Raw genomic sequence first — 24794 nt, 5'->3', positions numbered from 1 at the left:
CCAGTAAACTATTTAGACAATTGATGGCTTGACGATGCAGAGGACGCTCTGGAGAATCCCTGCTTCGTTTTCAAACCGGGCACACTATGCAAGCATTTCTGGAACACTTTATTACGCAGTCCACCACCTATTCGCTGATTGCGGTGGCGCTGGTGGCGTTTCTGGAATCACTGGCGTTAGTGGGGCTGATTCTGCCGGGCACCGTGATGATGGCTGGCCTTGGCGCGCTTATCGGCAGCGGCGAGGTGAACTTCTGGCAGGCGTGGCTGGCGGGGATTGCGGGCTGTCTGCTGGGCGACTGGATCTCCTTCTGGCTGGGCTGGCGCTTTAAGAAGCCGCTGCATCGCTGGTCGTTTATGAAGAAAAACAAGGCACTGCTGGATAAAACCGAGCACGCGCTGCACCAGCACAGCATGTTTACCATTCTGGTTGGCCGCTTCGTCGGGCCGACGCGCCCGCTGGTGCCGATGGTCGCGGGTATGCTCGACCTGCCGGTGGCAAAATTTATTACCCCCAATATCATCGGCTGCCTGCTGTGGCCGCCGCTGTACTTCCTGCCGGGGATTCTGGCCGGGGCGGCGATTGATATTCCCGCCGATGAGAACAGCGCCAGCTTTAAGTGGCTGCTGCTGGCCGCGGCGCTGCTGCTGTGGCTGGGCGCGTGGCTAGGCTGGCGGCTATGGCGCAGCGCGAAGGAGAATCACGATCGCCTTAGCGCGCTGCTCACCCGCGGGCGTCTGCTCTGGCTGGCGCCGCTGATTCTGGGCATCGGCATGGTGGCGCTGGTCAGCGTGATTCGTCATCCGCTGATGCCGGTGTATATCGATATTTTGCGTAAGGTGGTGGGGCTGTAATGTGCCGTTATCCGGCATAACATTACGCACGAATGCCGAGCAGCGCGGACGCGCTGGCTTTCCCGCTTAATAACTGCTGCGTATCGCCATCCCAGGCGATACGCCCTTCCGCCACCACCATCGCCCGCTCCGCAATTCGCGCCGCGTCTTCAACGCTGTGCGACACCATCAGCAGCGTCAGATTCTGGCGCTGGCACACGTCGTCTACCAGCAGCAGCATCTCCTGACGCAGCGCCGGGTCGAGCGCGGAAAAGGGCTCATCAAGCAGCAGAATAGGCTGCTGACGCACCAGGCAGCGGGCCAGCGCGGCGCGCTGCCGCTGGCCGCCGGAGAGTTCGCCCGGCAGCCGCTCCAGCATCGATTCAATCCCCATCTGCCCGGCGATGACCTGTAGCCTGCGCTGCTGGTCGGCGTTGAGCTTCAGGCGCGGGCTCATCCCCAGTCCGATATTCTGGCGCACCGTCAGGTGGCTGAAGAGATTGTTTTCCTGAAACAGCATCGACACCGGGCGCTGCGACGGCGGCGTGGTGGTGTGTACGCGGCCTTCCAGCATGATGGTGCCGCTGTCCGGCGTTAAAAAACCGGCGATTAAATTCAGCAGCGTGGATTTACCCGCGCCGCTCGGGCCGAGGACCGCGATTTTTTCGCCCTGCGCAATCGTGGCGCTAAAGCGCATCGGCAGGTGCTGATACAGCCAGGTCACATCATTCAGTTTTAGCATGGCGTCCGGGTAACTTTTCAATCACGGTAAATAACAGGAAGCAGAGCAGCAGCAGAATCAGCGCGGTCACCGCGCCGTCCTGGCTGCGGTAGGCGCCAATCTGCTGGTAGAGATAAAACGGCAGGGTGCGGAAATTCTCGTTGCCGAACAGCGCCACCACGCCGAAATCGCCGATCGACAGCACGCAGGCAAAGGCCAGCGCCTGCGCCAGCGGGCGCTTCAGGGCGCGCAGTTCCACCACCCGCAGGCGGTTAAAACCGGAGAGCCCGAGTGAATCACACAGCGTGCTGTAGCGCGCGGTAATATCGCGCATCGGCGTTTCCAGCACCTTCAGCGCGTAGGGCACCGCCATCAGCGCGTTGGTGAAGATCACGATCCCGTCAGCGGAGTCGGGCAGGCCGACGGTGTTGTTAAGCAGCAGGAAGAAGCCGGTGGCCAGCACGATGCCCGGCATGGCAAGAATCAGCATCCCGCTCAGCTCCATCGTCTGCCCAGCCAGCGGCTGGTTGCGGGCCCGCAGCTCGCGGCTGCTCCACAGCAGCATCATGGTCAGCATAACGCAAAGCAACCCGGCGGCGAGAGCAATACGCAGCGACGTACCCAGCGCCTGCCATAAAATCGGCTGGCGAAAGACGGAGAGCATCGACGGATGAATGCCGTCCACCACCACCGCCAGCAGCGGCGGCAGCAGTAACAGCAGCGTTAGTAGGATCAGCGCGGCGTCGGCGATGCGGCTGTGCCAGCGATCGTCCGGGTCGCGCCAGCCCTGAACCTGGGTATTGCCGACGGCGATGGCGCGACTCATGCGCTGGCTAAGCAGCACCAGCGCCAGGCAGCAGGTCATCTGAATCAGCGCCAGCATCGCCGCTCGCGCCGGATCGTAGTCGAAGTTCAGCGCCTGGTAGATCGCCAGCTCAATGGTGGTGGCGGAAGGCCCGCCCCCCAGCGACAGCACGGTGGCGAAGCTGGCGAAGCACAGCATGAAAATCAGCGTGGCGATGGGCAGAATCTGTCGCCGCATCCACGGCCATTCCACGTAGCGGAAAAACGGATAGCCGCGCATCCCAAGCTGGGCGGCCAGCTGGCGCTGCTCGCCGGGGATCTGTTCCAGCGCCTGCAACAGCAGGCGGGTGGCCATCGGCATGTTGAAAAAGACGTGCGCCAGCAAAATGCCCTGCAGGCCGTAGGGGGAAAACGTCCACTGCCAGCCGAGCCAGGCGTACAGCTGCGCCAGCCATCCCTGACGACCGTAAACGGTAAGAATGCCAAATACCGCGACCAGCACCGGCAGGATCAGCGTCATGGCGCACAGGCGCAGCAGCAGCTGACGGCCGGGGAAACGCCGTCGGTACAGCGCGCGGGCGAGAAAAATCGCCGGTATGACCGACAGCAGCGCCGAGAGAAACGCCTGCCAGAAGGAGAAGCGCACCACGTGCCACAGGTAGCTATCGCCGAGCAGCGTTGACCACGACGTTTCGGGTGCGTTGAGCCACAGCGCCAGAAATGCCGCCAGGGCGACGGCCACCATCAGCGCGGTGGCCGTCAGCCCTGGGTAGAGCCAACCGGGGATTAGCGGCTGGCGGCGCGGAGCCATGTATTAATCCAGTTTTGACGTTCGCTGGCGACCTGCTGCGGCGTGAACTCGAGCGCGGTCTGCGGTTTCACCAAGCCGTTAAAGCCTTCCGGCAGGGTGACCTGAGTGACCGGATACATCCAGTTGCCGGTGGCGATAGTGTTCTGGAAACCCGGAGAAACCATAAAGTTGAGGAACTGGTCCGCCAGCTTTTGCTGCTTGCTGGCGGCGGTTTTCGCCGCCACTTCCACCTGCTGGTAGTGGCCTTCGGCAAACGGCGCCGCCGCGTAGTTGTCTTTCTTCTCTTCGATGATGTGATAGGCCGGCGAGGTGGTGTAGCTCAGCACCAGGTCACCTTCGCCTTTCAGGAACAGGCCGTAGGCTTCGCTCCAGCCTTTGGTGACGGTAACGGTTTTTGCCGCCAGTTTCTGCCAGGCTTCCGGCGCTTTATCGCCGTACACTTTTTGCATCCACAGCAGCAGGCCCAGGCCCGGCGTACTGGTGCGCGGATCCTGGTAGATAACGCGCCATTTTTGAGCGCTTTCAACCAGCTCTTTCAGGCTTTTCGGCGGGTTTTTCAGCTTGTTTTTGTCGTAGACGAAGGCGAAGTAGCCGTAGTCGAACGGCACGAAGGTGTCGTTGGTCCAGCCGCCCGGCACGTTCACCGCGCTGGCCGGTACGTTGCTTTTGGCAAACAGTTTGGTGTCGGTCGCCGCCTGCAGCAGGTTGTTATCCAGCCCCAGCACCACGTCCGCTTTGCTGTTTTTCCCTTCCATCCGCAGACGGTTGAGCAACGAGACGCCGTCTTCCAGCGCCACGAACTTCAGCTCGCAGCCGCAGTCGGCTTCAAACGCTTTTTTCACCGCCGGGCCTGGGCCCCAGTCGGCGGCGAAGGAGTCGTAGGTGTAGACCGTCAGGACGGGTTTAGCGAACGCTGGCGCGGCAGCCAGCACCAGCAGGGGAAGTAATTTTTTGAGCACTTTGCACCTCAGTAAATGGGTGGCAAAGGATTTTGAGATAGCCTCAAATCCCTTCGCCGGGATTATCCGGATCAGGTTCGACGGGTCTCTCTCAGCCACGCATTTCACGCAGCACCCCGTTGAGAACGGCACATTGTAATGATTACGTGAATAAATCAAAAGCCCTATGGATTCGGCGGCGCAAACCACGCGGATTTAAAGTCAAACCAGCCCAGCGTATTCATCCGCACTCCGCGCATACTGCGCTGGCCTTGCAGCATCAGCCAGTGGTGAATCAGCGGCACGACGCACTGATTGGCCAGCAGCTGCTGGCACCAGTCGGCCTGCGGCAGGTCGCCCGCTCGCCAGCGCTGCGCGTCCTGCTCCCAGTCGATAGGAATACAGTGGCGAATCAGCGGTACTTCATACAGATAGGCGAACAGCGAAAAATCCAGCGGCAGGGTGAAGTTGGCGCTGTTGAGCCAGATATCGCTGACCTCCTCGCCGCGGTGCCATTCGTCGTAGTCCACTTCCTGAATGTTGAGTTTGACATGATGTTCGGCCAGCAGGGCTTCCATAATCTGGCCGATGGTCCGGTGCTCGACGTGATCCCGATAATAGGTGAGGGTGACGGACTCCAGCCCGGCCGGTTTTTCACAGGCGCGGCTGCGCGCGTGGTGCCAGCGCGGCAGCAGGCCGTAGGCCGGGAACCAGTGGCTCTGATGCTGCTCGCCCGCGCGGTACAGCAGATTATTGGGATGAAACACGTGGCTCAGCCACTGGCGTACCGTCGGGTTGCTGCCCAGCCTGCTGCGGGCATCGAACAGCAGGTAGTAGCAGCCTTCTTCCAGCCGGCTCTCGACCGCTTTTTCGCTCTGGGTCGACCCCTCCAGCGTCAAGCCGCCGTTCGGCTCCTCGCTGATTTCCGGCAGTACCCAGACGTTAACTTCGTCAATCAGCGCCCGGAAGCCAAAATAATCGTCAAAAGCGAGGATCTTCAGCTGGTTAAGGTTGTTGCGCGCGACCGCGTACGGCCCGGTGCCCACCGGCATGCGCGAGAAATCAGGCAGCGTTTGCCACTCACGCGGCAGGATCATCGCCGACACCTGGCTCAGCAGCCACGGCAGCCAGCGGTCGGCTTCCGCCAGATGCACGTCCAGCACCCAGGCGGTGGGAGAGTGGATCTGCGTGATGTTGGAAAACAGCGGCAGCGTCATGCTGCGCTCCAGCGAGGTGATGACGTCTTCCATCTCCAGTTCGCGTCCGTGATGAAAATGGATGCCGGGACGCAAATAAAATCGCCAGTGTAAGGGGGAAATTTCCTGCCAATGGTGTGCAATATCGGCTTCCAGTTCCCCATTTGCCTCATTTACCCGCGTTAAGGCGTTGAAAATCTGCCGGGCGATGTGGGTTTCCGAGCGCCGGAGCGCGGTTCCCGGCAGCAGGTTGTGCATCGGGCGATAGTAAAGCACCCGCAGAATGTGCCGCCCCTGGCGGAAACTGCGCCCGAGATGCGACACCAGCATCTGGCGTACCGCCGCTTTATCGCCGACCAGCTGGACCAGCTGATCGATCCGATCCTGCTCCAGCAGATCCTCCGCACGCTGCTGCTGTAGCGCCAGCCCGGTATAGAGGAACGTGAGCCTGGAACGCTTGCCGCGCCCGGCCTCCGCCTCCCAGGTGAGCCAGCCGCGCGCCTCCATGGTGTTGAGTAATGTCCGCATATGGCGGCGTGAACAGCTCAGCAGCGCCGCCAGATCGTTAAGCGTCGTCTCCTGCGATTTTCCCTCGCAGCACTGCCATAAACGGATGAACTGCTGCTGTAGGCGACCTGAAGGCATAAAAGGGGAACTCCTGATAAAAACTCAGCAATTTATTAATCCCTATATTAGGCCAATAATGGATTTCGATGAAGCGAGGAGGTGTCTATGACGAGGTCTACCATCCATCAGTTTTACCAGCGTTATTTCGCAGCGACCAAAAATGTTTCCTGGCTGGCCCGCCAGGCGACGGCACAGCGGCTTGAAGTGCTGAACTCTCTGATGCAGTGGGAAGTTACGAAATCGGCCTCTGAGCATTAATTCGCCTAATCATGTGTGACTGAGTATTTGCCAGCAGGTATTATCTGCTGGCTTTTTTTATTCTTTCGCGTGCTTAAAGGATTTCACATGCTCTGGTTAATGACGATGGGACGACGTCTCAACGGTGTATACGCCGCTTTTATGCTGGTGGCATTTATGATGGGCGTAGCGGGAGCGCTACAGGCGCCGACGCTGAGCCTGTTTCTCAGCCGTGAAGTGGGCGTCCAGCCGTTCTGGGTCGGCCTGTTTTACACCGTTAACGCGATCGCCGGGATTGCGGGAAGCCTGGCGCTGGCCAGGCGATCCGACAGCCGGGGCGACCGACGCAAGCTGATCATGTTTTGCTGCCTGATGGCGGTAGGTAACGCGCTGCTGTTTGCCTTCAACCGCCACTACCTGACGCTGATTACCTGCGGCGTGATGCTGGCATCCATCGCCAACGCCGCGATGCCGCAGCTGTTTGCGCTCGCCCGTGAGTACGCCGACAGCTCGGCGCGCGAGGTGGTGATGTTTAGCTCGGTGATGCGTGCCCAGCTGTCGCTGGCGTGGGTGATTGGCCCGCCGCTGGCGTTTATGCTGGCGCTGAACTACGGCTTTACCGCCATGTTTGCCATCGCGGCGGGCATTTTCGCCATCAGCCTGACGCTGATTGCGCTCACGCTCCCTTCGGTGGCGCGGGTCGAGCAGCCCGCGGACGTCGTGCAGAATCAGATTAGCGGCTGGAAAGACGGCAACGTGCGGATGCTGTTTATCGCTTCAACGCTGATGTGGACCTGTAACACCATGTATATCATCGACATGCCGCTGTGGATCAGCAGCGATCTCGGCCTGCCTGACAGCCTGGCGGGGATCCTGATGGGCACCGCCGCCGGGCTGGAAATTCCGGCGATGATCCTGGCGGGCTACTACGTGAAGCACTTTGGTAAGCGCCGGATGATGGTCACCGCGGTGGCCGCCGGGGTGCTGTTCTACGTCGGGCTGATCTTCTTCCACAGCCATACCGCGCTGCTGATATTACAGCTGTTTAACGCGGTGTTTATCGGTATCGTCGCCGGGATTGGCATGCTGTGGTTCCAGGATCTGATGCCGGGTCGCGCCGGGGCGGCGACCACGCTGTTTACCAACAGCATTTCGACCGGGGTGATCCTGGCCGGGATTGTGCAGGGCGCGCTGGCGCAGAGCTTTGGCCACTTCTCGGTGTACTGGGTGATTGCCGGGATTTCGGTGGTAACGCTGGCGATGACGGCGCGGGTTAAGGACGTCTAACACGCGCTGAGGCTTTTTCGGCATCATTGTGCCTGGCTGGGCTACGTGCCTGGCCAGCGCTGTTCCTCTCTTTCTCATCTTGCAAGTAAATGCAAACCTGATCACATAACGATCATTTTCCCCTTCCAGGATCTTCTTTTTTCTACTGTTACGCGCATACAGTTACGCGTAACAGTTATCAAAAAAAGGAGTTTTTTAATGAAAAACCTATTCGACCTGAGCGGTAAACGCGCGCTGATTACCGGCTCCGCGCAGGGTATTGGCAACCTGCTGGCCAGCGGTCTGGCGGCGCACGGCGCGGAAATTGTGATTAATGACATCACCCAGCAGCGGGCGCAGGCGGCGGCGGACAAGCTGGTGGCCGAGGGCTATCGCGCGGTTGGTTACGGTTTTGACGTCACTAATGGGGAAGAGGTGGCGCGCGCCATCGCGCAAATCGAAAGGGAAGTGGGTGCCATTGATATTTTGATTAACAACGCCGGTATCCAGCGTCGTTATCCTTTCACTGAATTCCCGGAAGCGGAGTGGGACAAAGTGATTGATGTAAACCAGAAATCGGTCTTTCTGGTGTCACAGCAGGTTTCCCGCTACATGGTGCAACGCCGCCGCGGGAAGATTATTAATATCTGCTCGATGCAGAGCGAGTTAGGCCGCAAAACCATTACTCCGTACGCGGCGTCAAAAGGCGCGGTCAAAATGTTAACCCGTGGGATGTGCGTGGAACTGGCGGAATACAATATTCAGGTCAACGGCATTGCCCCCGGTTATTTCGCCACGGAGATGACCACCGCGCTGGTCAACGATGAGGCGTTCTCCGCCTGGCTGTTCCAGCGCACGCCCGCCGCCCGCTGGGGTAATCCGGAAGAGCTGATTGGCGCGGCGGTGTATCTTGCCGCACCGGCCTCTGACTTTGTTAATGGACATCTTCTGTTTGTCGACGGCGGCATGCTGGCCGCGGTCTGAACCATAATGGGCCGCAACGCGCGGCCTGAAAGATAAAACAATAATCCAAGGAGTGAGTATGAATATGCTCGCAAAACTGCCGGCGCGTCGCTGGTGGTATTTAATGCCGATTATTTTTATTACCTACAGCTTAGCTTATCTCGACCGCGCCAATTACGGCTTTGCAGCTGCCGCCGGTATTGAACATGATTTAGGAATTACTCAGGGAACCGCATCGTTAATTGGCGCGCTGTTCTTCCTGGGCTATTTCTTCTTCCAGGTGCCGGGCGCGATGTATGCCGTCAAGCATAGCGTGCGCAAAATGATCTTTTGCAGCCTGATCCTTTGGGGGCTCTGCGCCGCGGCGACCGGTTTTGTGAGTAACATTCCCACGCTGATGGCGATCCGCTTTATTCTTGGGATCGTCGAGGCGGCGGTGATGCCCGCGATGCTGATTTATATCAGCAACTGGTTTACCAAAACCGAACGTTCGCGCGCCAATACCTTTTTGATCCTCGGTAACCCGGTGACGGTGCTGTGGATGTCGATTGTCTCCGGCTATCTGATTGAAGCCTGGGGCTGGCGTGAAATGTTTATTTTCGAAGGCATTCCGGCGGTGATTTGGGCGTTCTGCTGGGTGATTCTGGTGCGTGATAAACCGGCGGATGCCGGTTGGTTAAGCGCGCAGGAGAAAGAGGCGTTACAGCAGGCGATGGATCGTGAGCAGCGCGATATCAAGCCGATGCGTAACTACGGTGAAGCAATGCGTTCACGCAGCGTGATTATGCTCTGCGCGGTGCATGCGCTGTGGAGCATCGGCGTGTATGGCTTCATGATGTGGATGCCGTCGATTCTGAAAAACGCAGCGCAGATGGATATCGTGGCGGTCGGCTGGCTGGCGGCGGTGCCGTATCTGGCGGCAATCTGCCTGATGCTGACCGTCTCCTGGCTGTCCGATAAGTTCCAGAACCGTAAGCTGTTTATCTGGCCGCTGCTGTTGATTGCCGCTATTGCCTTCTTTGCTTCGTGGATGTTGGGTAATCAGTCTTTCTGGCTCTCCTACGCGCTGCTGGTCGTGGCTGCCGCCTGTATGTATGCGCCTTACGGGCCGTTCTTCGCGCTGATCCCTGAACTGTTGCCGCGCAACGTCTCCGGCGTGTCGATGGGGATGATCAACAGCTTCGGCGCGCTGGGCGCATTCCTCGGCGCGTGGCTGGTGGGTTATCTCAACGGCGTGACCGGCGGGCCGGGCGTCTCCTACACCTTTATGGCGATTGCCCTGCTGGCATCGGTGGTGCTGATGTACTGCGTTCGCGCGCAAAATGAAACCATGTCGCCGTCGGCTGAGATGGCTACGCGTTAAGGTTGAGCGAGGAGTGCAGTCGCTAACCGGCTGTGATAAGGTTCTCTGCGAGCATAATGGGCTGTTGGTCGTAGAGAACCTCATGAAAAACAATCGGATGACATTACAGGATATTGCCGCGCTGGCCGGGCTGAATAAGATGACGGTCAGCCGTTATCTGCGCGACCCCAATCAGGTGTCGCAGCGTAGCCGTGAATTGATTTCGAAAGTCATGGAAGAGAACAACTACATTCCCAACCGCGCCCCGGAAATTCTGCTCAACGCCCGCAGCAAAACCATCGGCGTGCTGATCCCTTCGTTCCGTAATCAGATCTTTGCCGACGTGCTGGCGGGGATTGAATCCGTCACCTCGGCCAGCCAGTACCAGACGCTGATCGCCAACTACGAATATGACGCCGAGCGTGAAGAGCGCGAGGTGCTGAATCTGCTCTCCTACAATATCGACGGTCTGATCCTCACGGGAAAACTGCATACCGAACGGATGGTGCAGTACGTGCGCGCCAGCGGCGTTCCGGTGGCAGAACTGATGGATATTAGCGGCCAGTATCTGGATATCCAGGTGGGCTTTGATAACGAAAAAGCGGCGTACGAAATGACGCAGGCCTTTATCGACAGCGGTAAACGCAGCATTGCGTTCTTTGGTTCGATGGATGACCCCCGCGACCTTAGCCGTTATCGTGGCGCCGAGAAGGCGCTGGCGGCACAGGGGCTTGAAGCCTATCATCTGGCGCCGAAAACCATCTCTTCGGTGGCACTGGGGCGCAAAATGTTCCAGCAGGCGATGGCGGAAAAACCGGAGATTGACGCTATTTTCTGCACCAACGATGACCTGGCGGTTGGCGTGCTGCTGGAGTGTCAGGCGCAGCAGTTCGACGTGCCGGGGAAAATGGCGATTGCCGGTTTCCACGGGCTGGAAATAGGCCGCGCACGGCTGCAAAAAATTGCCAGCGTGATTACGCCGCGCTTTGAGATTGGCAAAACGGCAGCGGATATTCTGATTAAGCGTTTGAACGGTAAAGATGCGCCGGGCAGCGTTAACCTCGGTTACCAAATCTATTACGGCGATACGCTGTAGGCGGGAAGAAGAGGCTGGCCACCGTGCGGTGACCAGCGGGAGAGATTACTGCATAAACGCCGGCTGTTTATTCTCGTAGGCCGAGATAGCGTCTTCGTGCTGCAAGGTCAGGCCGATGCTGTCCAGCCCGTTGAGCATGCAGTGGCGGCGGAAGTCGTCGATTTTAAAGCTGTACGACTTATCGCCTGCTTTCACCACCTGGGCTTCCAGATCCACTTCAAATTTAATGCCCGGGTTGGCTTTCACCAGCGCGAACATTTCATCCACCTGCGCATCGCTCAGGGTCACCGGCAGCAGCTGGTTGTTGAAGCTGTTGCCGTAGAAGATATCGGCGAAGCTTGGGGCAATGACCACTTTAAAACCGTAGTCGGTCAGCGCCCACGGCGCGTGCTCACGGGATGAGCCGCAGCCGAAGTTTTCACGCGCCAGCAGAATGGACGCCCCTTTGTATTCCGGGAAGTTCAGTACGAACGCCGGGTTCGGCTGCTCGCCTTTATCGTCGAGGAAGCGCCAGTCGTTAAACAGGTGCGCGCCAAAGCCGGTGCGGGTCACTTTCTGCAAAAACTGTTTCGGGATGATGGCATCGGTATCGACGTTCGCGGCATCCAGCGGCACCACCAGTCCCGTATGTTGGGTAAATTTCTCTGCCATGATGGTTTCCTTATTTGATGCTACGAATGTCGGCGAAATGGCCGGTGACCGCGGCCGCTGCCGCCATCGCCGGGCTGACCAGGTGCGTACGGCCACCGCGGCCCTGACGGCCTTCAAAGTTACGGTTGCTGGTGGACGCGCAGCGCTCGCCCGGCTCTAAGCGGTCGTTGTTCATCGCCAGGCACATGGAGCAGCCCGGCAGACGCCATTCAAAACCGGCTTCGATAAAGATCTTATCCAGACCTTCAGCTTCCGCCTGCGCTTTCACCGGGCCGGAGCCTGGCACCACCAGCGCCTGCACGCCCGGCGCCACTTTACGGCCCTTGGCGATTTCCGCCGCCGCGCGCAGATCTTCGATACGCGAGTTGGTACAGGATCCGATAAACACTTTGTCGATCGCCACGTCGGTCAGCGGGATCCCCGGCGTCAGGCCCATATAGGCCAACGCTTTTTCGGCGCTGGCGCGTTCAACCGGATCGCTGAAGGACGCCGGATCCGGAATGTTGTCATTCACGGAGATAACCTGGCCCGGGTTGGTGCCCCAGGTGACCTGCGGCGCAATCTCTTCCGCTTGCAGAGTGACAACGCTATCAAAGGTCGCACCGTCGTCGGTTTTCAGGGTTTTCCAGTACGCTACCGCATCGGTAAAATCTTTGCCCTTCGGCGCGTGCAGACGGCCTTCCACATAGTTGAAGGTGGTTTCGTCCGGCGCGACCAGGCCCGCTTTCGCGCCCAGTTCAATCGCCATGTTGCACAGGGTCATGCGGCCTTCCATGCTCAGGTCGCGAATCGCCTGGCCGCAGAACTCCACCACGTGCCCGGTGCCGCCGGCGCTGCCGGTTTTACCGATAATCGCCAGCACGATGTCTTTAGCGGTGATGCCCGGCGCGGCTTTGCCGTTCACTTCAATCTTCATGGTTTTGGCACGGCCCTGTTTCAGGGTCTGGGTCGCCAGCACGTGCTCCACTTCAGAGGTGCCGATACCGAACGCCAGCGCGCCAAACGCGCCGTGGGTGGCGGTGTGGGAGTCGCCGCAGACGATGGTCATCCCCGGCAGGGTGACGCCCTGTTCCGGTCCCATCACGTGCACGATGCCCTGGTACGGGTGGTTCAGGTCATACAGCTCAACGCCAAACTCGTTGCAGTTCTTAATCAGCTCCTGCATCTGGATACGCGCCATCTCGCCGGAGGCGTTGATGTCTTTGGTCTGCGTGGAGACGTTGTGATCCATGGTGGCGAAGGTTTTACCCGGCTGACGTACCGGGCGGTTGTGCGCGCGCAGGCCGTCAAACGCCTGCGGCGAGGTGACTTCGTGCACCAGATGGCGGTCGATGTACAGCAGCGGCGTTTCGTTCGGCGCTTCATAGACCACGTGGGCATCAAACAACTTTTCGTATAAGGTCTTCGCCATGGTTACACCCCTTCGGCAACATAGCGGGCAATGATATCGCCCATTTCATCGGTGCTGACCGCCGCGCCGCCGCGGGCTAAATCACTGGTACGTACGCCTTCTTCCAGCGCGCGGTTGATGGCGCTTTCAATGGCGGTGGCCGCGTCGTTGGCGTCCAGGCTGTAGCGCAGTAACAGCGCCAGCGACAGGATCTGCGCCACCGGGTTGGCGATATTCTTGCCGGCGATATCCGGCGCGGAGCCGCCCGCAGGTTCATACAGGCCAAAGCCTTCTTCGTTCAGGCTGGCGGACGGCAGCATGCCCATCGAGCCGGTGATCATCGCGCACTCGTCGGAGAGGATGTCGCCGAACAGGTTCGAACACAGTACGACGTCAAACTGCGATGGGTCTTTAATCAGCTGCATGGTGGCGTTGTCGATGTACATGTGCGCCAGCTCAACGTCCGCATACTCTTTACCAATTTCGCTGACGATTTCACGCCACAGAATGGACGATTGCAGCACGTTGGATTTATCAATCGAGGTCACTTTGTGACGACGCTTGCGTGCGGATTCAAAGGCGATGCGAGCAATACGCTCGATCTCAAAGCGATGATACACCTCGGTATCAAACGCTTTCTCGTGCTGGCCGCTGCCTTCGCGGCCCTTCGGCTGTCCGAAGTAGATGCCGCCGGTCAGTTCGCGGACGCACAGGATGTCGAAGCCGTTAGCCGCGATGTCCGCGCGCAGCGGGCAGAACTCTTCCAGCCCCTGGTACAGCTTCGCCGGACGCAGGTTGCTGAACAGCTTGAAGTGTTTACGCAGCGGCAGCAGCGCGCCGCGCTCCGGCTGCTGGTTCGGCGGCAGGTTTTCCCATTTCGGGCCGCCGACGGAGCCAAACAGAATGGCATCGGCCTGGTCGCAGCCGTCTACCGTTGCCTGCGGCAGCGGTTCGCCGTGGCGGTCGATAGCAATGCCGCCGACGTCGTAGTGGCTGGTGGTAATGCGCATATCAAAACGTTGACGCACGGCTTCCAGGACTTTCAATGCCTGTGCCATCACTTCCGGGCCAATACCGTCACCTGGTAACACAGCAATATGATAATTCTTCGACATCACACGGTTTCCTTGTTGTTTTCTTTATTCTTAGTTTTGCGTTGCAATTCTTTTTCAACTTCGGCAGCGCGCCAGATGTTGTTCAGCACGTGCACCATCGCTTTGGCGGAGGATTCGACGATATCCGTCGCCAGGCCCACGCCGTGGAAGCGGCGGCCGTTGTAGTTCACCACGATATCCACCTGGCCCAGCGCGTCTTTGCCCTGGCCTTTGGCGTTCAGATCGTATTTGACCAGTTCGACGTCATAGCCGGTGATACGGTTAATGGCCTGGTAGATGGCGTCGACCGGGCCGTTACCGTTCGCTGCTTCGGCTTTGGTTTCTTCACCGCAGGCCAGCTTCACGGACGCAGTGGCGATATCGCTGGAGCCGGACTGCACGCTGAAGTAGTCCAGACGGAAATGCTCCGGCTCTTCCTGCTGCTTGTTGATGAACGCCAGCGCTTCCAGGTCGTAATCGAATACCTGGCCTTTTTTGTCCGCCAGCTTCAGGAACGCGTCGTACAGGTGGTCCATGTTGTAATCGGTATCTTTGTAGCCCATCTCTTCCATACGGTGCTTCACGGCAGCGCGGCCAGAACGGGAGGTCAGGTTCAACTGCACCTGGTTCAGGCCGATAGATTCCGGTGTCATGATTTCGTAGTTTTCGCGGTTCTTCAGCACGCCGTCCTGGTGGATACCGGAAGAGTGGGCGAAAGCGCCGGTACCGACGATGGCTTTGTTAGCCGGGATCGGCATGTTGCAGATCTGACTGACGGTCTGACTGGTACGCCAGATTTCGTTGTGGTTGATGCGCGTCTGCACGTTCATGATGTCTTTGCGCACTTTGATCGCCATGATGACTTCTTCCAGCGAGCAGTTACCCGCGCGCTCGCCGATGCCGTTCATCGCGCCTTCCACCTGGCGTGCGCCTGCGTGGACCGCGGCCAGCGAGTTACCCACCGCCATGCCCAGGTCGTCGTGGGTGTGAACGGAGATAATCGCTTTGTCGATATTCGGCACGCGTTCATACAGGCCGGTAATGATGTTGGAGAACTCGAACGGCAGGGTATAGCCGACGGTGTCCGGGATGTTGATGGTGGTGGCGCCCGCGTTGATGGCGGCTTCGACCACGCGCGCCAGCTGATCGATTGGCGTACGGCCGGCATCTTCACAGGAGAACTCGACGTCGTCGGTGTAGTTACGCGCCCGCTTCACCATATAGACCGCACGCTCAATCACTTCGTCCAGGGTGCTGCGCAGCTTGGTGGCGATGTGCATCGGCGAGGTGGCAATAAAGGTATGAATACGGAAGGCCTCCGCCACTTTCAGCGATTCGGCCGCGACATCGATATCCTGCTCTACGCAGCGAGCCAGCGCGCAGACGCGGCTGTTTTTAATGTTGCGCGCGATGGTCTGTACGGATTCGAAATCGCCCGGAGAAGAGACCGGAAACCCGACTTCCATCACGTCAACGCCCATACGCTCGAGGGCGAAAGCAATCTGCAGCTTCTCTTTAACGCTCAGGCTTGCCTGTAATGCCTGTTCACCATCACGTAAGGTCGTATCAAAAATAATGACTTGCTGGCTCATGGTTTAGGTCCTTGGTTAACTTGGGGCGCCTTGCAACGAGCATAAAAAAACCCGCGCAGTGGCGCGGGTTTATAGTTTTACTGATGATGACTAACGCTGAACGTCGCACACCAGCCTACCGCGCACAGAAGAGGCGTTTAGTAGTAGTAGGCCGTTGAAGCGAGTGGTGCGGAACATGTCATCATTCTCCAGATGAATTCGATATGCTTTTAGTGGTACTGGATATGCTTTCTGATGTCAACCCTGAAGGGAGAAAAGAGGACGCTTTGGTCAGGCAGAATGACCGAGTGAATTAGCTAATTGTGCTGACGAATGTCTCACTTTATAGTTGAACGTGCGTTTTGCTAATTCACGATTTTAATATTTTGTCGCATTTAAACACGAATCATCGTAAACGTTCATGCCTTTGTCACTTCTGAATGCGACATCTATCATTATGATAATATTGGATTAATTTTTTAATGCACCTGCGCCTGTGAATATAAAATGACGAATGCTGATGCAAAAATGTTAATTCTTGAATGGTGGGAAATAAAACAATTTTATAAAACCTCTTTTTTTCGGTCTTTTTCTGTCTGTTGTGTATTCGTACGATCTATGGGTAAACTATATGTCATTAGTTTGGTGATATAAATGAGAGCGACTTTTATTCTATAAAAGACTCTCTTCTGCATCTTTATATATTCCTATTTTTATTGAATTCTCTTTCTTGGATTTTATATGCATGGTAAATCATATAGCTTCAACATATTATTGCGAAGTCGCAAAGGGAGTTTTGTATGACAATGGAGTCTGAGAACGTTATTAGCGCGCCGGAGAAGCAGCGAGTATCAACGAATGAAACAACCAAACCGCAGCTGCGAATGGTTGATTTAAATTTATTGACCGTATTCGATGCGGTGATGCAGGAGCAAAATATTACCCGCGCCGCGCATATGCTGGGGATGTCACAGCCGGCGGTCAGCAATGCCGTAGCCCGTCTGAAGGTGATGTTTAACGACGAACTGTTTGTTCGTTACGGTCGCGGCATCCAGCCTACCGCCCGCGCGTTCCAGCTGTTTGGCTCCATTCGTCAGGCGCTACAGCTGGTGCAAAATGAACTGCCAGGCTCAGGTTTTGAACCGTTAAGCAGCGAGCGGGTATTTAATCTGTGCGTTTGCAGCCCGCTGGATAATTATCTGACCTCTATCATCTTAAATAAGGTGAATGAAGTCGCGCCACATATTCACATGGTGTTTAAGTCATCCTTAAATCAGAATACAGAACATCAGCTGCGTTATCAGGAAATTGAGTTTGTCCTGGGCTATGAAGAGTTCCGTCGCCCGGAATTTGCCTGCGTCCCATTATTTAATGACGAAATGGTTCTGGTGGCCAGTAAGAATCATCCGCGAATGTGTGGTCTGGTTTCGGAATCGGAACTTTATAAGGAAGAGCACGCGGTGGTTTCATTGGATCGCTACGCTTCATTTAGCCAGCCGTGGTACGACTCGGTGGATAAACAAAGCCGCATTGCCTATCAGGGGATGGCGCTGGTCAGCGTATTAAATGTGGTTTCCCAGACCAATCTGGTCGCCATTGCGCCTCGCCGTTTAGCGGAGGAGTTTTCCGAGCAGCTTAGCCTGCAGGTATTACCGCTGCCGATGAAGCTAAATAGCCGTACCTGCTATCTTTCCTGGCATGAAGCGGCGGGCCGCGATAAAGGCCATCAGTGGATGGAAGAGCTGCTGGTGAATGCCTGCCGTCAGCAATAAGGCGTAGCGATAAACAGGATGCATTAGCATCCTGTTTATTTTGTAAATTTGATAAAATTTAAAATATTCTACTATTATACGGTGGCTGTATCCGCACGGATAAAATGAAAAATGCAGGTTTTGCTGTAATGCCGCCATTCCCCCGAGTATCTACGCTCTCCTTTTCTTATCGTTGAAGTAATCCTCCATCATTTTCCCTTTTCGCTTTAGTTTTTCTCTTTTAGGGACTGCGCCTACGCTGGATGGGTGAATTGCCTGCCTGGTGGCGAGCGGTTATGTTAGGTCGTGACCTTAATTCAGCGCCGGTGGATAGCAGACGCGCCGTCGACGCATGACCGCCGGAAAATGAGTTCCCCGGTCATCAAGAAAGAGAAGCCTGGAGGCAAATCATGGAGATGTTGTCAGGAGCCGAGATGGTCGTCCGATCGTTAATCGATCAGGGCGTAAAGCAGGTATTTGGCTACCCGGGGGGTGCGGTCCTCGATATTTATGACGCGCTGCATACGGTCGGCGGCATCGATCACGTGCTGGTTCGCCACGAACAGGCGGCGGTGCATATGGCGGATGGCCTGGCGCGCGCCACCGGCGAAGTGGGCGTGGTGCTGGTGACCTCCGGCCCGGGCGCGACCAACGCCATTACCGGGATTGCAACGGCCTATATGGACTCTATCCCGCTGGTGGTGCTTTCCGGCCAGGTTGCTACCTCGCTGATTGGCTACGACGCGTTTCAGGAGTGCGACATGGTCGGGATCTCCCGCCCGGTGGTCAAGCACAGCTTCCTGGTGAAACAGACCGAAGATATTCCAGGGGTGTTGAAGAAAGCCTTCTGGCTGGCGGCCAGCGGCCGTCCGGGGCCGGTGGTTGTCGATCTGCCGAAAGATATCCTCAGCCCGGCGAACAAACTGCCGTACGTCTGGCCGGATGCGGTCAGCATGCGCTCTTACAACCCGACCACCACCGGTCACAAAGGACAGATTAAGCGCGCGCTGCAAACGCTGATCGCCGCGAAAAAGCCGGTCGTTTACGTCGGTGGCGGGGTGGTGAATGCAGAATGTCACCCGCAGCTACGTACGTTGATTGAAAAACTGAACCTGCCGGTGGCCTCCTCGTTAATGGGGCTGGGCGGCTTCCCGGCCACCCACCGTCAGGCACTGGGCATGCTGGGCATGCACGGTACCTATGAAGCCAACATGACCATGCATCATTCCGACGTGATCTTTGCCGTCGGCGTGCGCTTTGACGATCGCACCACCAACAATCTGGCGAAGTACTGCCCGGACGCCACGGTGCTGCATATAGATATCGATCCCACGTCGATCTCCAAAACCGTTCCGGCGGATATTCCGATCGTCGGCGATGCCGGTCTGGTGCTCGATCAAATGCTGGAACTGTTGGATCAGGAAAGCGCCGCGCAGCCGCTGGACGACATTCGCGACTGGTGGCAGCAGATCGAACAGTGGCGCGCTCGTCACTGCCTGAAGTACGACGATAAGAGCGAGCAAATTAAGCCGCAGGCGGTGGTGGAGACCATCTGGAAGCTCACCGGCGGCGACGCCTACGTGACCTCCGACGTCGGTCAGCATCAGATGTTTGCCGCGCTGTACTACCCGTTTGATAAGCCACGCCGCTGGATCAACTCCGGCGGGCTGGGCACCATGGGCTTCGGCCTGCCCGCCGCGCTGGGGGTGAAAATGGCGCTGCCGCAGGAGACGGTGATTTGTGTGACCGGCGATGGCAGCATCCAGATGAATATTCAGGAGCTCTCCACCGCGCTGCAGTACGAGCTACCGGTGCTGGTGCTGAACCTGAATAATGGCTATCTGGGGATGGTGAAACAGTGGCAGGACATGATTTACTCCGGCCGCCATTCGCAGTCCTATATGCAGTCGCTGCCGGATTTTGTGCGCCTGGCGGAAGCCTATGGTCACGTCGGTATTCGAATTACCCGCCCGGACGAGCTGGAGAGCAAGCTGGCCGAGGCGCTGGAGCAGGTGCGCAATAACCGCCTGGTGTTTGTCGATGTCGCCGTCGACGGGAGCGAGCACGTTTACCCGATGCAGATTCGCGGCGGGGCAATGGACGAGATGTGGCTGAGCAAAACGGAGAGAACCTGATTATGCGCCGGATATTATCTGTACTGCTGGAAAACGAGTCCGGGGCGCTGTCGCGCGTGATTGGGCTTTTTTCCCAACGTGGCTACAACATTGAGAGCCTGACCGTCGCGCCAACCGACGACCCGACGCTGTCGCGCATGACCATTCAGACGGTCGGCGACGAGAAGACCATCGAGCAGATCGAAAAGCAGCTGCATAAGCTGGTGGACGTGCTGCGGGTGAACGAGCTGGGGCAGGGGGCGCACGTTGAACGCGAAATTATGCTGGTGAAGGTGCAGGCCAGCGGCTATGGCCGTGACGAGGTCAAACGCAACACGGAGATCTTCCGTGGGCAGATTATTGACGTCACGCCGTCGCTTTATACCGTCCAGCTGGCGGGCACCAGCGATAAGCTGGATGCCTTCCTCGCGTCGCTGCGCGACGTGGCCAGAATTGTTGAGGTGGCGCGCTCCGGCGTGGTGGGGCTGTCGCGCGGCGACAAGATAATGCGTTAATCGTGTTGTCCTGAAGCCGTAACCAGCAACGGTGGGCCGGATAAGGCGTTTACGCCGCCATCCGGCAACTTGCGCGGTTCTGCCGGATGGCGCTTCGCTTATCCGGCCTACAACTCATCGCTTAATCGTAGCCCGGCCCAATGTCGGGCTTTTTTTTGCGAAATCAGCAATAAGTGCGAACAAAACCTATTGCCGATCGGATCATTCTGCGTTTAGATGTTACGGATTATACTTATAAAGCAAGGGGTAATTGTGAAACTGGATGAGATCGCCCGGCTTGCCGGTGTTTCCCGAACCACCGCCAGCTATGTGATTAACGGCAAAGCGAAGCAGTACCGCGTCAGTGACAAAACGGTCGAAAAAGTGATGGCCGTGGTGCGCGAGCACAACTACCATCCCAACGCGGTCGCCGCCGGGCTGCGTGCAGGACGCACGCGTTCCATCGGGTTAGTCATCCCGGATCTGGAAAACACCAGCTATACCCGCATCGCCAACTATCTTGAGCGCCAGGCGCGCCAGCGCGGCTATCAGCTGCTGATTGCCTGCTCAGAAGATCAGCCGGATAACGAGATGCGCTGCATTGAGCATCTGCTGCAGCGTCAGGTTGATGCGATCATTGTCTCTACCTCGCTGCCGCCGGAGCACCCGTTCTATCAGCGCTGGGCCAACGATTCGTTCCCGATTGTCGCGCTGGATCGCGCGCTGGATCGCGAGCACTTCACCAGCGTCGTGGGCGCCGACCAGGACGACGCGGAAATGCTCGCCGCCGAGCTGCGTACCTTCCCGGCGGAAACCGTCCTTTACCTCGGTGCGTTACCGGAGCTGTCAGTCAGCTATCTGCGTGAGCAGGGCTTCCGCACCGCCTGGAAAGACGATCCGCGTGATGTGCACTTCCTCTACGCCAATAGCTATGAACGCGAAGCCTCGGCGCTGCTGTTCGAGAAATGGCTGGAGACGCACCCGATGCCGCAGGCGCTGTTTACCACCTCGTTTGCGCTGCTACAGGGCGTGATGGACGTTACGCTGCGTCGTGAGGGTAAGCTGCCGACCGATCTGGCGATTGCCACCTTCGGCGACAACGAACTGCTCGATTTCCTGCAGTGCCCGGTGCTGGCGGTAGCGCAGCGTCACCGCGATGTGGCCGAACGCGTGCTGGAGATTGTGCTGGCAAGCCTGGATGAACCGCGCAAGCCGAAACCGGGCCTGAGCCGTATTCGTCGTAATCTGTACCGTCGCGGTAGCCTCAGCCGTCGATAATTTTTGCGATGGGGGCGGCGAAATGTCGCCTTCATCGACTAAAACATTATTCTGGTGTGGATATTCAGATAATTCCTCATTATGGTTAGCTTTCTATTAAATAGCGCTCATTTCGACTCTCTCCAGCTCTTATTATTGTGAACGCAAAGTAAAAATATATTGTTCGTGTATTATTTTGTTACATTCGAAGCGCGGATTGCCGAAATAACAAACACTTCTCAACCCCTCTACCAGAATGGGCGAGCCGCTGTGTTGCCATTCCCCTCCAGGGCGCGCCACAGAGGACTGTTAACGCGCATCATAATGTCCTAAAATGCCGCTCGCGTCGCAAACTGACACTTTATATATTCTTTTGATGATATTTAGTCGCGTTAACGTGATGTGAAACCCTTTGTATTTTTCTTGCGGGTATTCATGACGTTAATTTGCCTCGTCTGTTGGGTGATTTTTAATCAGAGCTATTGTCGGCCTTAAATAGCGGTATTTTGGGCTCCGTTGGCATTCATGCTGGCTTGACAAGCTTTTCCTCTGCTCCGTAAACTCCTTTGAGTGGGAATTTGTGGGTTAAAGTGGTAATAAGGGGTGAGGCTGGCATGTTCCGAGGGGCAACGTTAGTCAATCTCGACAGCAAAGGGCGTTTAGCCGTCCCTGTCCGATATCGGGACACGCTGATCGAGAGTGCTACCGGTCAAATGGTTTGTACCATTGACATCCATCACCCCTGCCTGCTGCTTTATCCTCTGCCCGAATGGGAAATTATCGAGCAAAAGCTATCGCGTTTGTCGAGCATGAATCCCGTCGAGCGCCGCGTGCAGCGGCTGCTGTTAGGGCATGCCAGCGAATGTCAGATGGATAATGCCGGGCGGTTGTTAATCGCGCCGGTTTTACGGCAACACGCCGGATTGACCAAAGAAGTGATGCTGGTCGGGCAGTTCAACAAGTTTGAACTGTGGGATGAGACGGCCTGGTATCAACGGGTCAAGGAAGATATCGACGCTGAGCAATCTGCTTCAGGGGCGCTGTCGGAGCGATTGCAGGATTTGTCCTTATAAATATGATGGAAAACTTTAAACACACCACGGTACTGCTGGACGAGGCCGTTAACGGCCTGAATATCCGTCCTGACGGTATCTATATTGACGGCACCTTTGGCCGCGGCGGTCACTCGCGCCTGATCCTCTCGCAGCTTGGCGAGCTGGGGCGCCTGATCGCTATCGATCGCGATCCTGAAGCGATTGCGGTGGCGAAGACCATCGACGATCCGCGTTTTTCCATCGTGCATGGCCCTTTCTCTGCGCTGGCGGACTACGTCGCCGAGCGCGATCTCGTTGGCAAGATCGACGGGATTCTTCTCGATCTTGGCGTTTCTTCCCCGCAGCTTGACGACGCCGAGCGCGGCTTTTCGTTTATGCGCGATGGCCCGCTGGACATGCGTATGGACCCAACTCGCGGCCAGTCTGCCGCTGAATGGCTGCAAACGGCGGAAGAAGCGGATATCGCCTGGGTGATTAAAACCTTTGGCGAAGAGCGTTTTGGCAAGCGTATTGCCCGCGCCATCGTTGAGCGCAACCGCGTTGAGCCGATGACCCGCACCAAAGAGCTGGCGGAAGTGATCGCCGCCGCTATGCCGGTGAAAGACAAATTCAAACACCCCGCGACCCGTACCTTCCAGGCGGTGCGCATTTGGGTGAATAGTGAGCTGGAGGAGATAGAGCAGGCGCTAAAAAGCTCGCTTGGCGTGCTGGCCCCGGGTGGGCGGCTTTCCATCATCAGCTTCCATTCGCTGGAAGACCGCATCGTGAAGCGCTTTATGCGCGAGCAGAGCCGCGGTCCACAGGTTCCGGCGGGGATCCCGATGACCGAAGAGCAACTCAGGAAACTGGGTGGCCGTCATTTACGAGCGTTAGGCAAGTTGATGCCGGGCGAAGAAGAAGTGGCTGAGAACCCACGAGCTCGTAGTTCAGTTCTGCGAATCGCAGAGAGGACGAACGCATGATCGGCAGAGTGACAGAGGCCCTAAGCAAAGTAACCGGGTCGTTAGGAAATGGCGAACGTCATGCCTTGCCTGGCGTTATTCGCGACGACCTTTTGCAGTTCGGGAAGCTGCCACTCTGTCTGTTCATTTGCATTATTGTTACGGCGGTCACGGTGGTCACCACCGCGCACCATACCCGCCTGTTAACGGCCCAACGAGAACAGTTGGTGCTGGAGCGTGATGCATTAGACATTGAATGGCGAAATCTGATCCTCGAAGAGAATGCTCTCGGCGATCACAGCCGCGTCGAACGTATCGCAACAGAAAAGTTGCAGATGCAACATGTTGATCCATCAAAAGAAAACATTGTTGTTCAGAAATAAGGATTATTGCAACGCATGAAACCGGCGGCAAAAACGCTTAAGCCAAAACGTCAGGAAGAACAGGCCAACTTTATCAGTTGGCGTTTTGCGTTGCTTTGCGGCTGTATTTTTATGGCGCTCGCGTTCCTGCTGGGGCGCGCGGCCTGGTTGCAAATTATTGCCCCTGATAAGCTGGTGCGCGAAGGCGACATGCGCTCTCTACGCGTCCAGCAGGTCTCAACGTCTCGTGGTCTGATTACCGACCGCTCTGGCCGCCCGCTGGCGGTGAGCGTGCCGGTGAAAGCCATCTGGGCCGACCCGAAAGAGCTGCACGAAGCGGGCGGCGTGGTGCTGAATAACCGCTGGAAGGCGCTGGCCGATGCGCTGAACATGCCGCTGGATCAGCTGGCGAACCGCATCAACTCCAACCCGCGCATGCGCTTCATCTATCTGGCGCGTCAGGTGAACCCTGATATGGCCGACTACATCAAAAAGCTGAAGCTTCCCGGCATTCACCTGCGCGAAGAATCGCGTCGTTACTATCCGTCAGGCGAAGTAACCGCTCACCTCATTGGCTTCACCAACGTTGACAGCCAGGGGATTGAAGGGGTTGAAAAAAGCTTCGATAAATGGCTTACCGGCCAGCCGGGCGAGCGTATCGTACGTAAAGACCGCTATGGCCGGGTGATTGAAGATATCTCCTCCACCGACAGCCAGGCGGCGCATAACCTCGCGCTGAGCATCGACGAACGCCTGCAGGCGCTGGTTTACCGCGAGCTGAACAACGCCGTGGCGTTTAACAAAGCGGAGTCCGGCAGCGCCGTGCTGGTTGACGTCAGCACCGGTGAAGTGCTGGCGATGGCCAACAGCCCGTCCTACAACCCGAACAACTTCACCGGCACGGCCAAAGACACCATGCGTAACCGGGCGATTACCGACGTCTTCGAACCGGGTTCAACCGTCAAACCGATGGTGGTGATGACCGCGCTGCAGCGCGGTGTGGTGCGTGAAAACACCGTGCTGAATACCATTCCCTACCGTATTAACGGCCACGAAATCAAAGACGTGGCGCGCTACAGCGAATTGACCCTGACCGGGGTACTACAGAAGTCGAGTAACGTCGGTGTTTCCAAGCTGGCGTTAGCGATGCCGTCCTCAGCGTTAGTAGATACTTACTCACGTTTTGGGCTGGGAAAAGCGACCAATTTGGGGTTGGTCGGAGAACGCAGTGGCTTATATCCTCAAAAACAACGGTGGTCTGACATAGAGAGGGCCACCTT

The 24794-nt window shown here is 57.3% G+C and carries 23 protein-coding genes and 1 riboswitch; of the genes, 14 read left to right on the top strand and 9 right to left on the bottom strand.

Features of this window, described 5'->3' with window-relative positions; all coding sequences use genetic code 11:
* The first annotated feature begins 86 nt into the window (after positions 1-86).
* Positions 87-854: a DedA family protein gene (locus ACK5JN_RS06485; RefSeq protein ID WP_416869401.1), complete on the top strand. Its 768-nt coding sequence runs from the start codon at positions 87-89 to the stop codon at positions 852-854.
* Positions 855-876: 22 nt separating this feature from the next.
* Here the strand turns inward: ACK5JN_RS06485 and thiQ are convergent, their stop codons facing one another.
* From thiQ to sgrR, 4 genes are all read right to left on the bottom strand, one after another.
* On the bottom strand, positions 877-1575 hold the full coding sequence (gene thiQ, locus ACK5JN_RS06480) for a thiamine ABC transporter ATP-binding protein ThiQ (RefSeq protein WP_416869400.1): 699 nt from the start codon (positions 1573-1575) through the stop codon (positions 877-879).
* Positions 1559-3169 (bottom strand): thiamine/thiamine pyrophosphate ABC transporter permease ThiP, encoded by a 1611-nt coding sequence (gene thiP / locus ACK5JN_RS06475; protein ID WP_416869399.1) that lies wholly within the window; start codon positions 3167-3169, stop codon positions 1559-1561. The genes thiQ and thiP overlap by 17 nt, the downstream gene beginning before the upstream one ends.
* The gene (thiB, locus tag ACK5JN_RS06470; protein WP_416869398.1) at positions 3145-4128 is read right to left on the bottom strand and encodes a thiamine ABC transporter substrate binding subunit; all 984 of its coding nucleotides are present in this window, start codon (positions 4126-4128) and stop codon (positions 3145-3147) included. Before thiB ends, thiP begins: the two co-directional genes overlap by 25 nt.
* A gap of 30 nt (positions 4129-4158) precedes the next feature.
* A riboswitch (TPP riboswitch) is annotated at positions 4159-4257 on the bottom strand.
* Positions 4258-4292: 35 nt separating this feature from the next.
* Positions 4293-5948, bottom strand: a complete 1656-nt coding sequence (gene sgrR / locus ACK5JN_RS06465; protein ID WP_416869397.1) for an HTH-type transcriptional regulator SgrR — start codon at positions 5946-5948, stop codon at positions 4293-4295.
* An 87-nt stretch (positions 5949-6035) separates the two neighbouring features.
* On the opposite strand from sgrR, the gene sgrT reads away from it, so the two are divergent.
* From sgrT to idnR, 5 genes are all read left to right on the top strand, one after another.
* A complete protein-coding gene (gene sgrT, locus ACK5JN_RS06460; protein WP_416869396.1) occupies positions 6036-6188 on the top strand; it encodes a glucose uptake inhibitor SgrT in 153 nt (50 codons plus the stop codon).
* Between the two features lie 87 nt (positions 6189-6275).
* Entirely contained in the window at positions 6276-7454 is a 1179-nt protein-coding gene (locus ACK5JN_RS06455) for a sugar efflux transporter (protein ID WP_416869395.1), read from the top strand.
* Positions 7455-7652: 198 nt separating this feature from the next.
* Entirely contained in the window at positions 7653-8417 is a 765-nt protein-coding gene (idnO, locus tag ACK5JN_RS06450; RefSeq protein WP_416869394.1) for a gluconate 5-dehydrogenase, read from the top strand.
* Between the two features lie 58 nt (positions 8418-8475).
* Complete coding sequence (locus ACK5JN_RS06445; RefSeq protein ID WP_416869393.1) at positions 8476-9759, top strand: MFS transporter; 1284 nt, start codon at positions 8476-8478, stop codon at positions 9757-9759.
* Between the two features lie 82 nt (positions 9760-9841).
* On the top strand, positions 9842-10834 hold the full coding sequence (gene idnR, locus ACK5JN_RS06440; RefSeq protein WP_416869392.1) for a DNA-binding transcriptional regulator IdnR: 993 nt from the start codon (positions 9842-9844) through the stop codon (positions 10832-10834).
* A gap of 45 nt (positions 10835-10879) precedes the next feature.
* Here idnR and leuD read toward each other — a convergent pair whose 3' ends face one another.
* The 5 genes from leuD to leuL form a co-directional block, all read right to left on the bottom strand.
* Complete coding sequence (gene leuD, locus ACK5JN_RS06435) at positions 10880-11485, bottom strand: 3-isopropylmalate dehydratase small subunit (RefSeq protein ID WP_416869391.1); 606 nt, start codon at positions 11483-11485, stop codon at positions 10880-10882.
* Positions 11486-11495: 10 nt separating this feature from the next.
* Positions 11496-12896 carry a 3-isopropylmalate dehydratase large subunit gene (gene leuC, locus ACK5JN_RS06430; RefSeq protein WP_416869390.1) on the bottom strand — a complete coding sequence of 467 codons (1401 nt, stop codon included), beginning with the start codon at positions 12894-12896 and terminating at the stop codon, positions 11496-11498.
* A gap of 2 nt (positions 12897-12898) precedes the next feature.
* Complete coding sequence (gene leuB, locus ACK5JN_RS06425) at positions 12899-13990, bottom strand: 3-isopropylmalate dehydrogenase (protein WP_163448264.1); 1092 nt, start codon at positions 13988-13990, stop codon at positions 12899-12901.
* Positions 13990-15561 carry a 2-isopropylmalate synthase gene (gene leuA / locus ACK5JN_RS06420; protein ID WP_416869389.1) on the bottom strand — a complete coding sequence of 524 codons (1572 nt, stop codon included), beginning with the start codon at positions 15559-15561 and terminating at the stop codon, positions 13990-13992. Before leuA ends, leuB begins: the two co-directional genes overlap by 1 nt.
* A gap of 90 nt (positions 15562-15651) precedes the next feature.
* Positions 15652-15738, bottom strand: a complete 87-nt coding sequence (leuL, locus tag ACK5JN_RS06415) for a leu operon leader peptide (protein WP_100249930.1) — start codon at positions 15736-15738, stop codon at positions 15652-15654.
* Positions 15739-16340: 602 nt separating this feature from the next.
* On the opposite strand from leuL, the gene leuO reads away from it, so the two are divergent.
* The 8 genes from leuO to ftsI form a co-directional block, all read left to right on the top strand.
* The gene (gene leuO / locus ACK5JN_RS06410; RefSeq protein ID WP_416869388.1) at positions 16341-17312 is read left to right on the top strand and encodes a transcriptional regulator LeuO; all 972 of its coding nucleotides are present in this window, start codon (positions 16341-16343) and stop codon (positions 17310-17312) included.
* A 389-nt stretch (positions 17313-17701) separates the two neighbouring features.
* Positions 17702-19426, top strand: a complete 1725-nt coding sequence (ilvI, locus tag ACK5JN_RS06405) for an acetolactate synthase 3 large subunit (protein ID WP_416869387.1) — start codon at positions 17702-17704, stop codon at positions 19424-19426.
* A 2-nt stretch (positions 19427-19428) separates the two neighbouring features.
* Positions 19429-19920, top strand: coding sequence for an acetolactate synthase small subunit (gene ilvN / locus ACK5JN_RS06400; RefSeq protein WP_035893016.1), 492 nt, complete (start codon positions 19429-19431; stop codon positions 19918-19920).
* A 252-nt stretch (positions 19921-20172) separates the two neighbouring features.
* A complete protein-coding gene (cra, locus tag ACK5JN_RS06395) occupies positions 20173-21177 on the top strand; it encodes a catabolite repressor/activator (RefSeq protein ID WP_416869386.1) in 1005 nt (334 codons plus the stop codon).
* A gap of 593 nt (positions 21178-21770) precedes the next feature.
* Positions 21771-22229 carry a division/cell wall cluster transcriptional repressor MraZ gene (gene mraZ, locus ACK5JN_RS06390; RefSeq protein WP_416869385.1) on the top strand — a complete coding sequence of 153 codons (459 nt, stop codon included), beginning with the start codon at positions 21771-21773 and terminating at the stop codon, positions 22227-22229.
* 2 nt (positions 22230-22231) lie between these two features.
* On the top strand, positions 22232-23173 hold the full coding sequence (rsmH, locus tag ACK5JN_RS06385; RefSeq protein WP_416869384.1) for a 16S rRNA (cytosine(1402)-N(4))-methyltransferase RsmH: 942 nt from the start codon (positions 22232-22234) through the stop codon (positions 23171-23173).
* On the top strand, positions 23170-23535 hold the full coding sequence (gene ftsL / locus ACK5JN_RS06380; protein WP_035893020.1) for a cell division protein FtsL: 366 nt from the start codon (positions 23170-23172) through the stop codon (positions 23533-23535). Before rsmH ends, ftsL begins: the two co-directional genes overlap by 4 nt.
* Positions 23536-23550: 15 nt before the next feature.
* A partial coding sequence (gene ftsI, locus ACK5JN_RS06375; RefSeq protein WP_416869383.1) for a peptidoglycan glycosyltransferase FtsI occupies positions 23551-24794 on the top strand: 1244 nt, incomplete at its 3' end.

It is taken from the genome of Kluyvera sp. (assembly GCF_047971185.1).
In the GTDB taxonomy this organism is placed as follows: Bacteria; Pseudomonadota; Gammaproteobacteria; order Enterobacterales; family Enterobacteriaceae; genus Kluyvera.
Note: the sequence above shows the minus strand (reverse complement) of the source record. Positions and strands in the feature narration are given on the sequence as shown.

Coding starts and splice junctions, on each gene's coding strand:
- ACK5JN_RS06455 (WP_416869395.1), top strand. CDS start 6,276: ATGCTCTGGTTAATGACGATGGGACGACGTCTCAACGGTGTATACGCC.
- idnO (WP_416869394.1), top strand. CDS start 7,653: ATGAAAAACCTATTCGACCTGAGCGGTAAACGCGCGCTGATTACCGGC.
- leuC (WP_416869390.1), bottom strand. CDS start 12,896: ATGGCGAAGACCTTATACGAAAAGTTGTTTGATGCCCACGTGGTCTAT.
- ilvN (WP_035893016.1), top strand. CDS start 19,429: ATGCGCCGGATATTATCTGTACTGCTGGAAAACGAGTCCGGGGCGCTG.
- ACK5JN_RS06485 (WP_416869401.1), top strand. CDS start 87: ATGCAAGCATTTCTGGAACACTTTATTACGCAGTCCACCACCTATTCG.
- leuL (WP_100249930.1), bottom strand. CDS start 15,738: ATGTTCCGCACCACTCGCTTCAACGGCCTACTACTACTAAACGCCTCT.
- thiQ (WP_416869400.1), bottom strand. CDS start 1,575: ATGCTAAAACTGAATGATGTGACCTGGCTGTATCAGCACCTGCCGATG.
- ilvI (WP_416869387.1), top strand. CDS start 17,702: ATGGAGATGTTGTCAGGAGCCGAGATGGTCGTCCGATCGTTAATCGAT.
- leuO (WP_416869388.1), top strand. CDS start 16,341: ATGACAATGGAGTCTGAGAACGTTATTAGCGCGCCGGAGAAGCAGCGA.
- leuA (WP_416869389.1), bottom strand. CDS start 15,561: ATGAGCCAGCAAGTCATTATTTTTGATACGACCTTACGTGATGGTGAA.
- sgrR (WP_416869397.1), bottom strand. CDS start 5,948: ATGCCTTCAGGTCGCCTACAGCAGCAGTTCATCCGTTTATGGCAGTGC.
- leuB (WP_163448264.1), bottom strand. CDS start 13,990: ATGTCGAAGAATTATCATATTGCTGTGTTACCAGGTGACGGTATTGGC.
- ACK5JN_RS06445 (WP_416869393.1), top strand. CDS start 8,476: ATGAATATGCTCGCAAAACTGCCGGCGCGTCGCTGGTGGTATTTAATG.
- ftsL (WP_035893020.1), top strand. CDS start 23,170: ATGATCGGCAGAGTGACAGAGGCCCTAAGCAAAGTAACCGGGTCGTTA.
- idnR (WP_416869392.1), top strand. CDS start 9,842: ATGAAAAACAATCGGATGACATTACAGGATATTGCCGCGCTGGCCGGG.
- leuD (WP_416869391.1), bottom strand. CDS start 11,485: ATGGCAGAGAAATTTACCCAACATACGGGACTGGTGGTGCCGCTGGAT.
- mraZ (WP_416869385.1), top strand. CDS start 21,771: ATGTTCCGAGGGGCAACGTTAGTCAATCTCGACAGCAAAGGGCGTTTA.
- rsmH (WP_416869384.1), top strand. CDS start 22,232: ATGATGGAAAACTTTAAACACACCACGGTACTGCTGGACGAGGCCGTT.
- sgrT (WP_416869396.1), top strand. CDS start 6,036: ATGACGAGGTCTACCATCCATCAGTTTTACCAGCGTTATTTCGCAGCG.
- thiP (WP_416869399.1), bottom strand. CDS start 3,169: ATGGCTCCGCGCCGCCAGCCGCTAATCCCCGGTTGGCTCTACCCAGGG.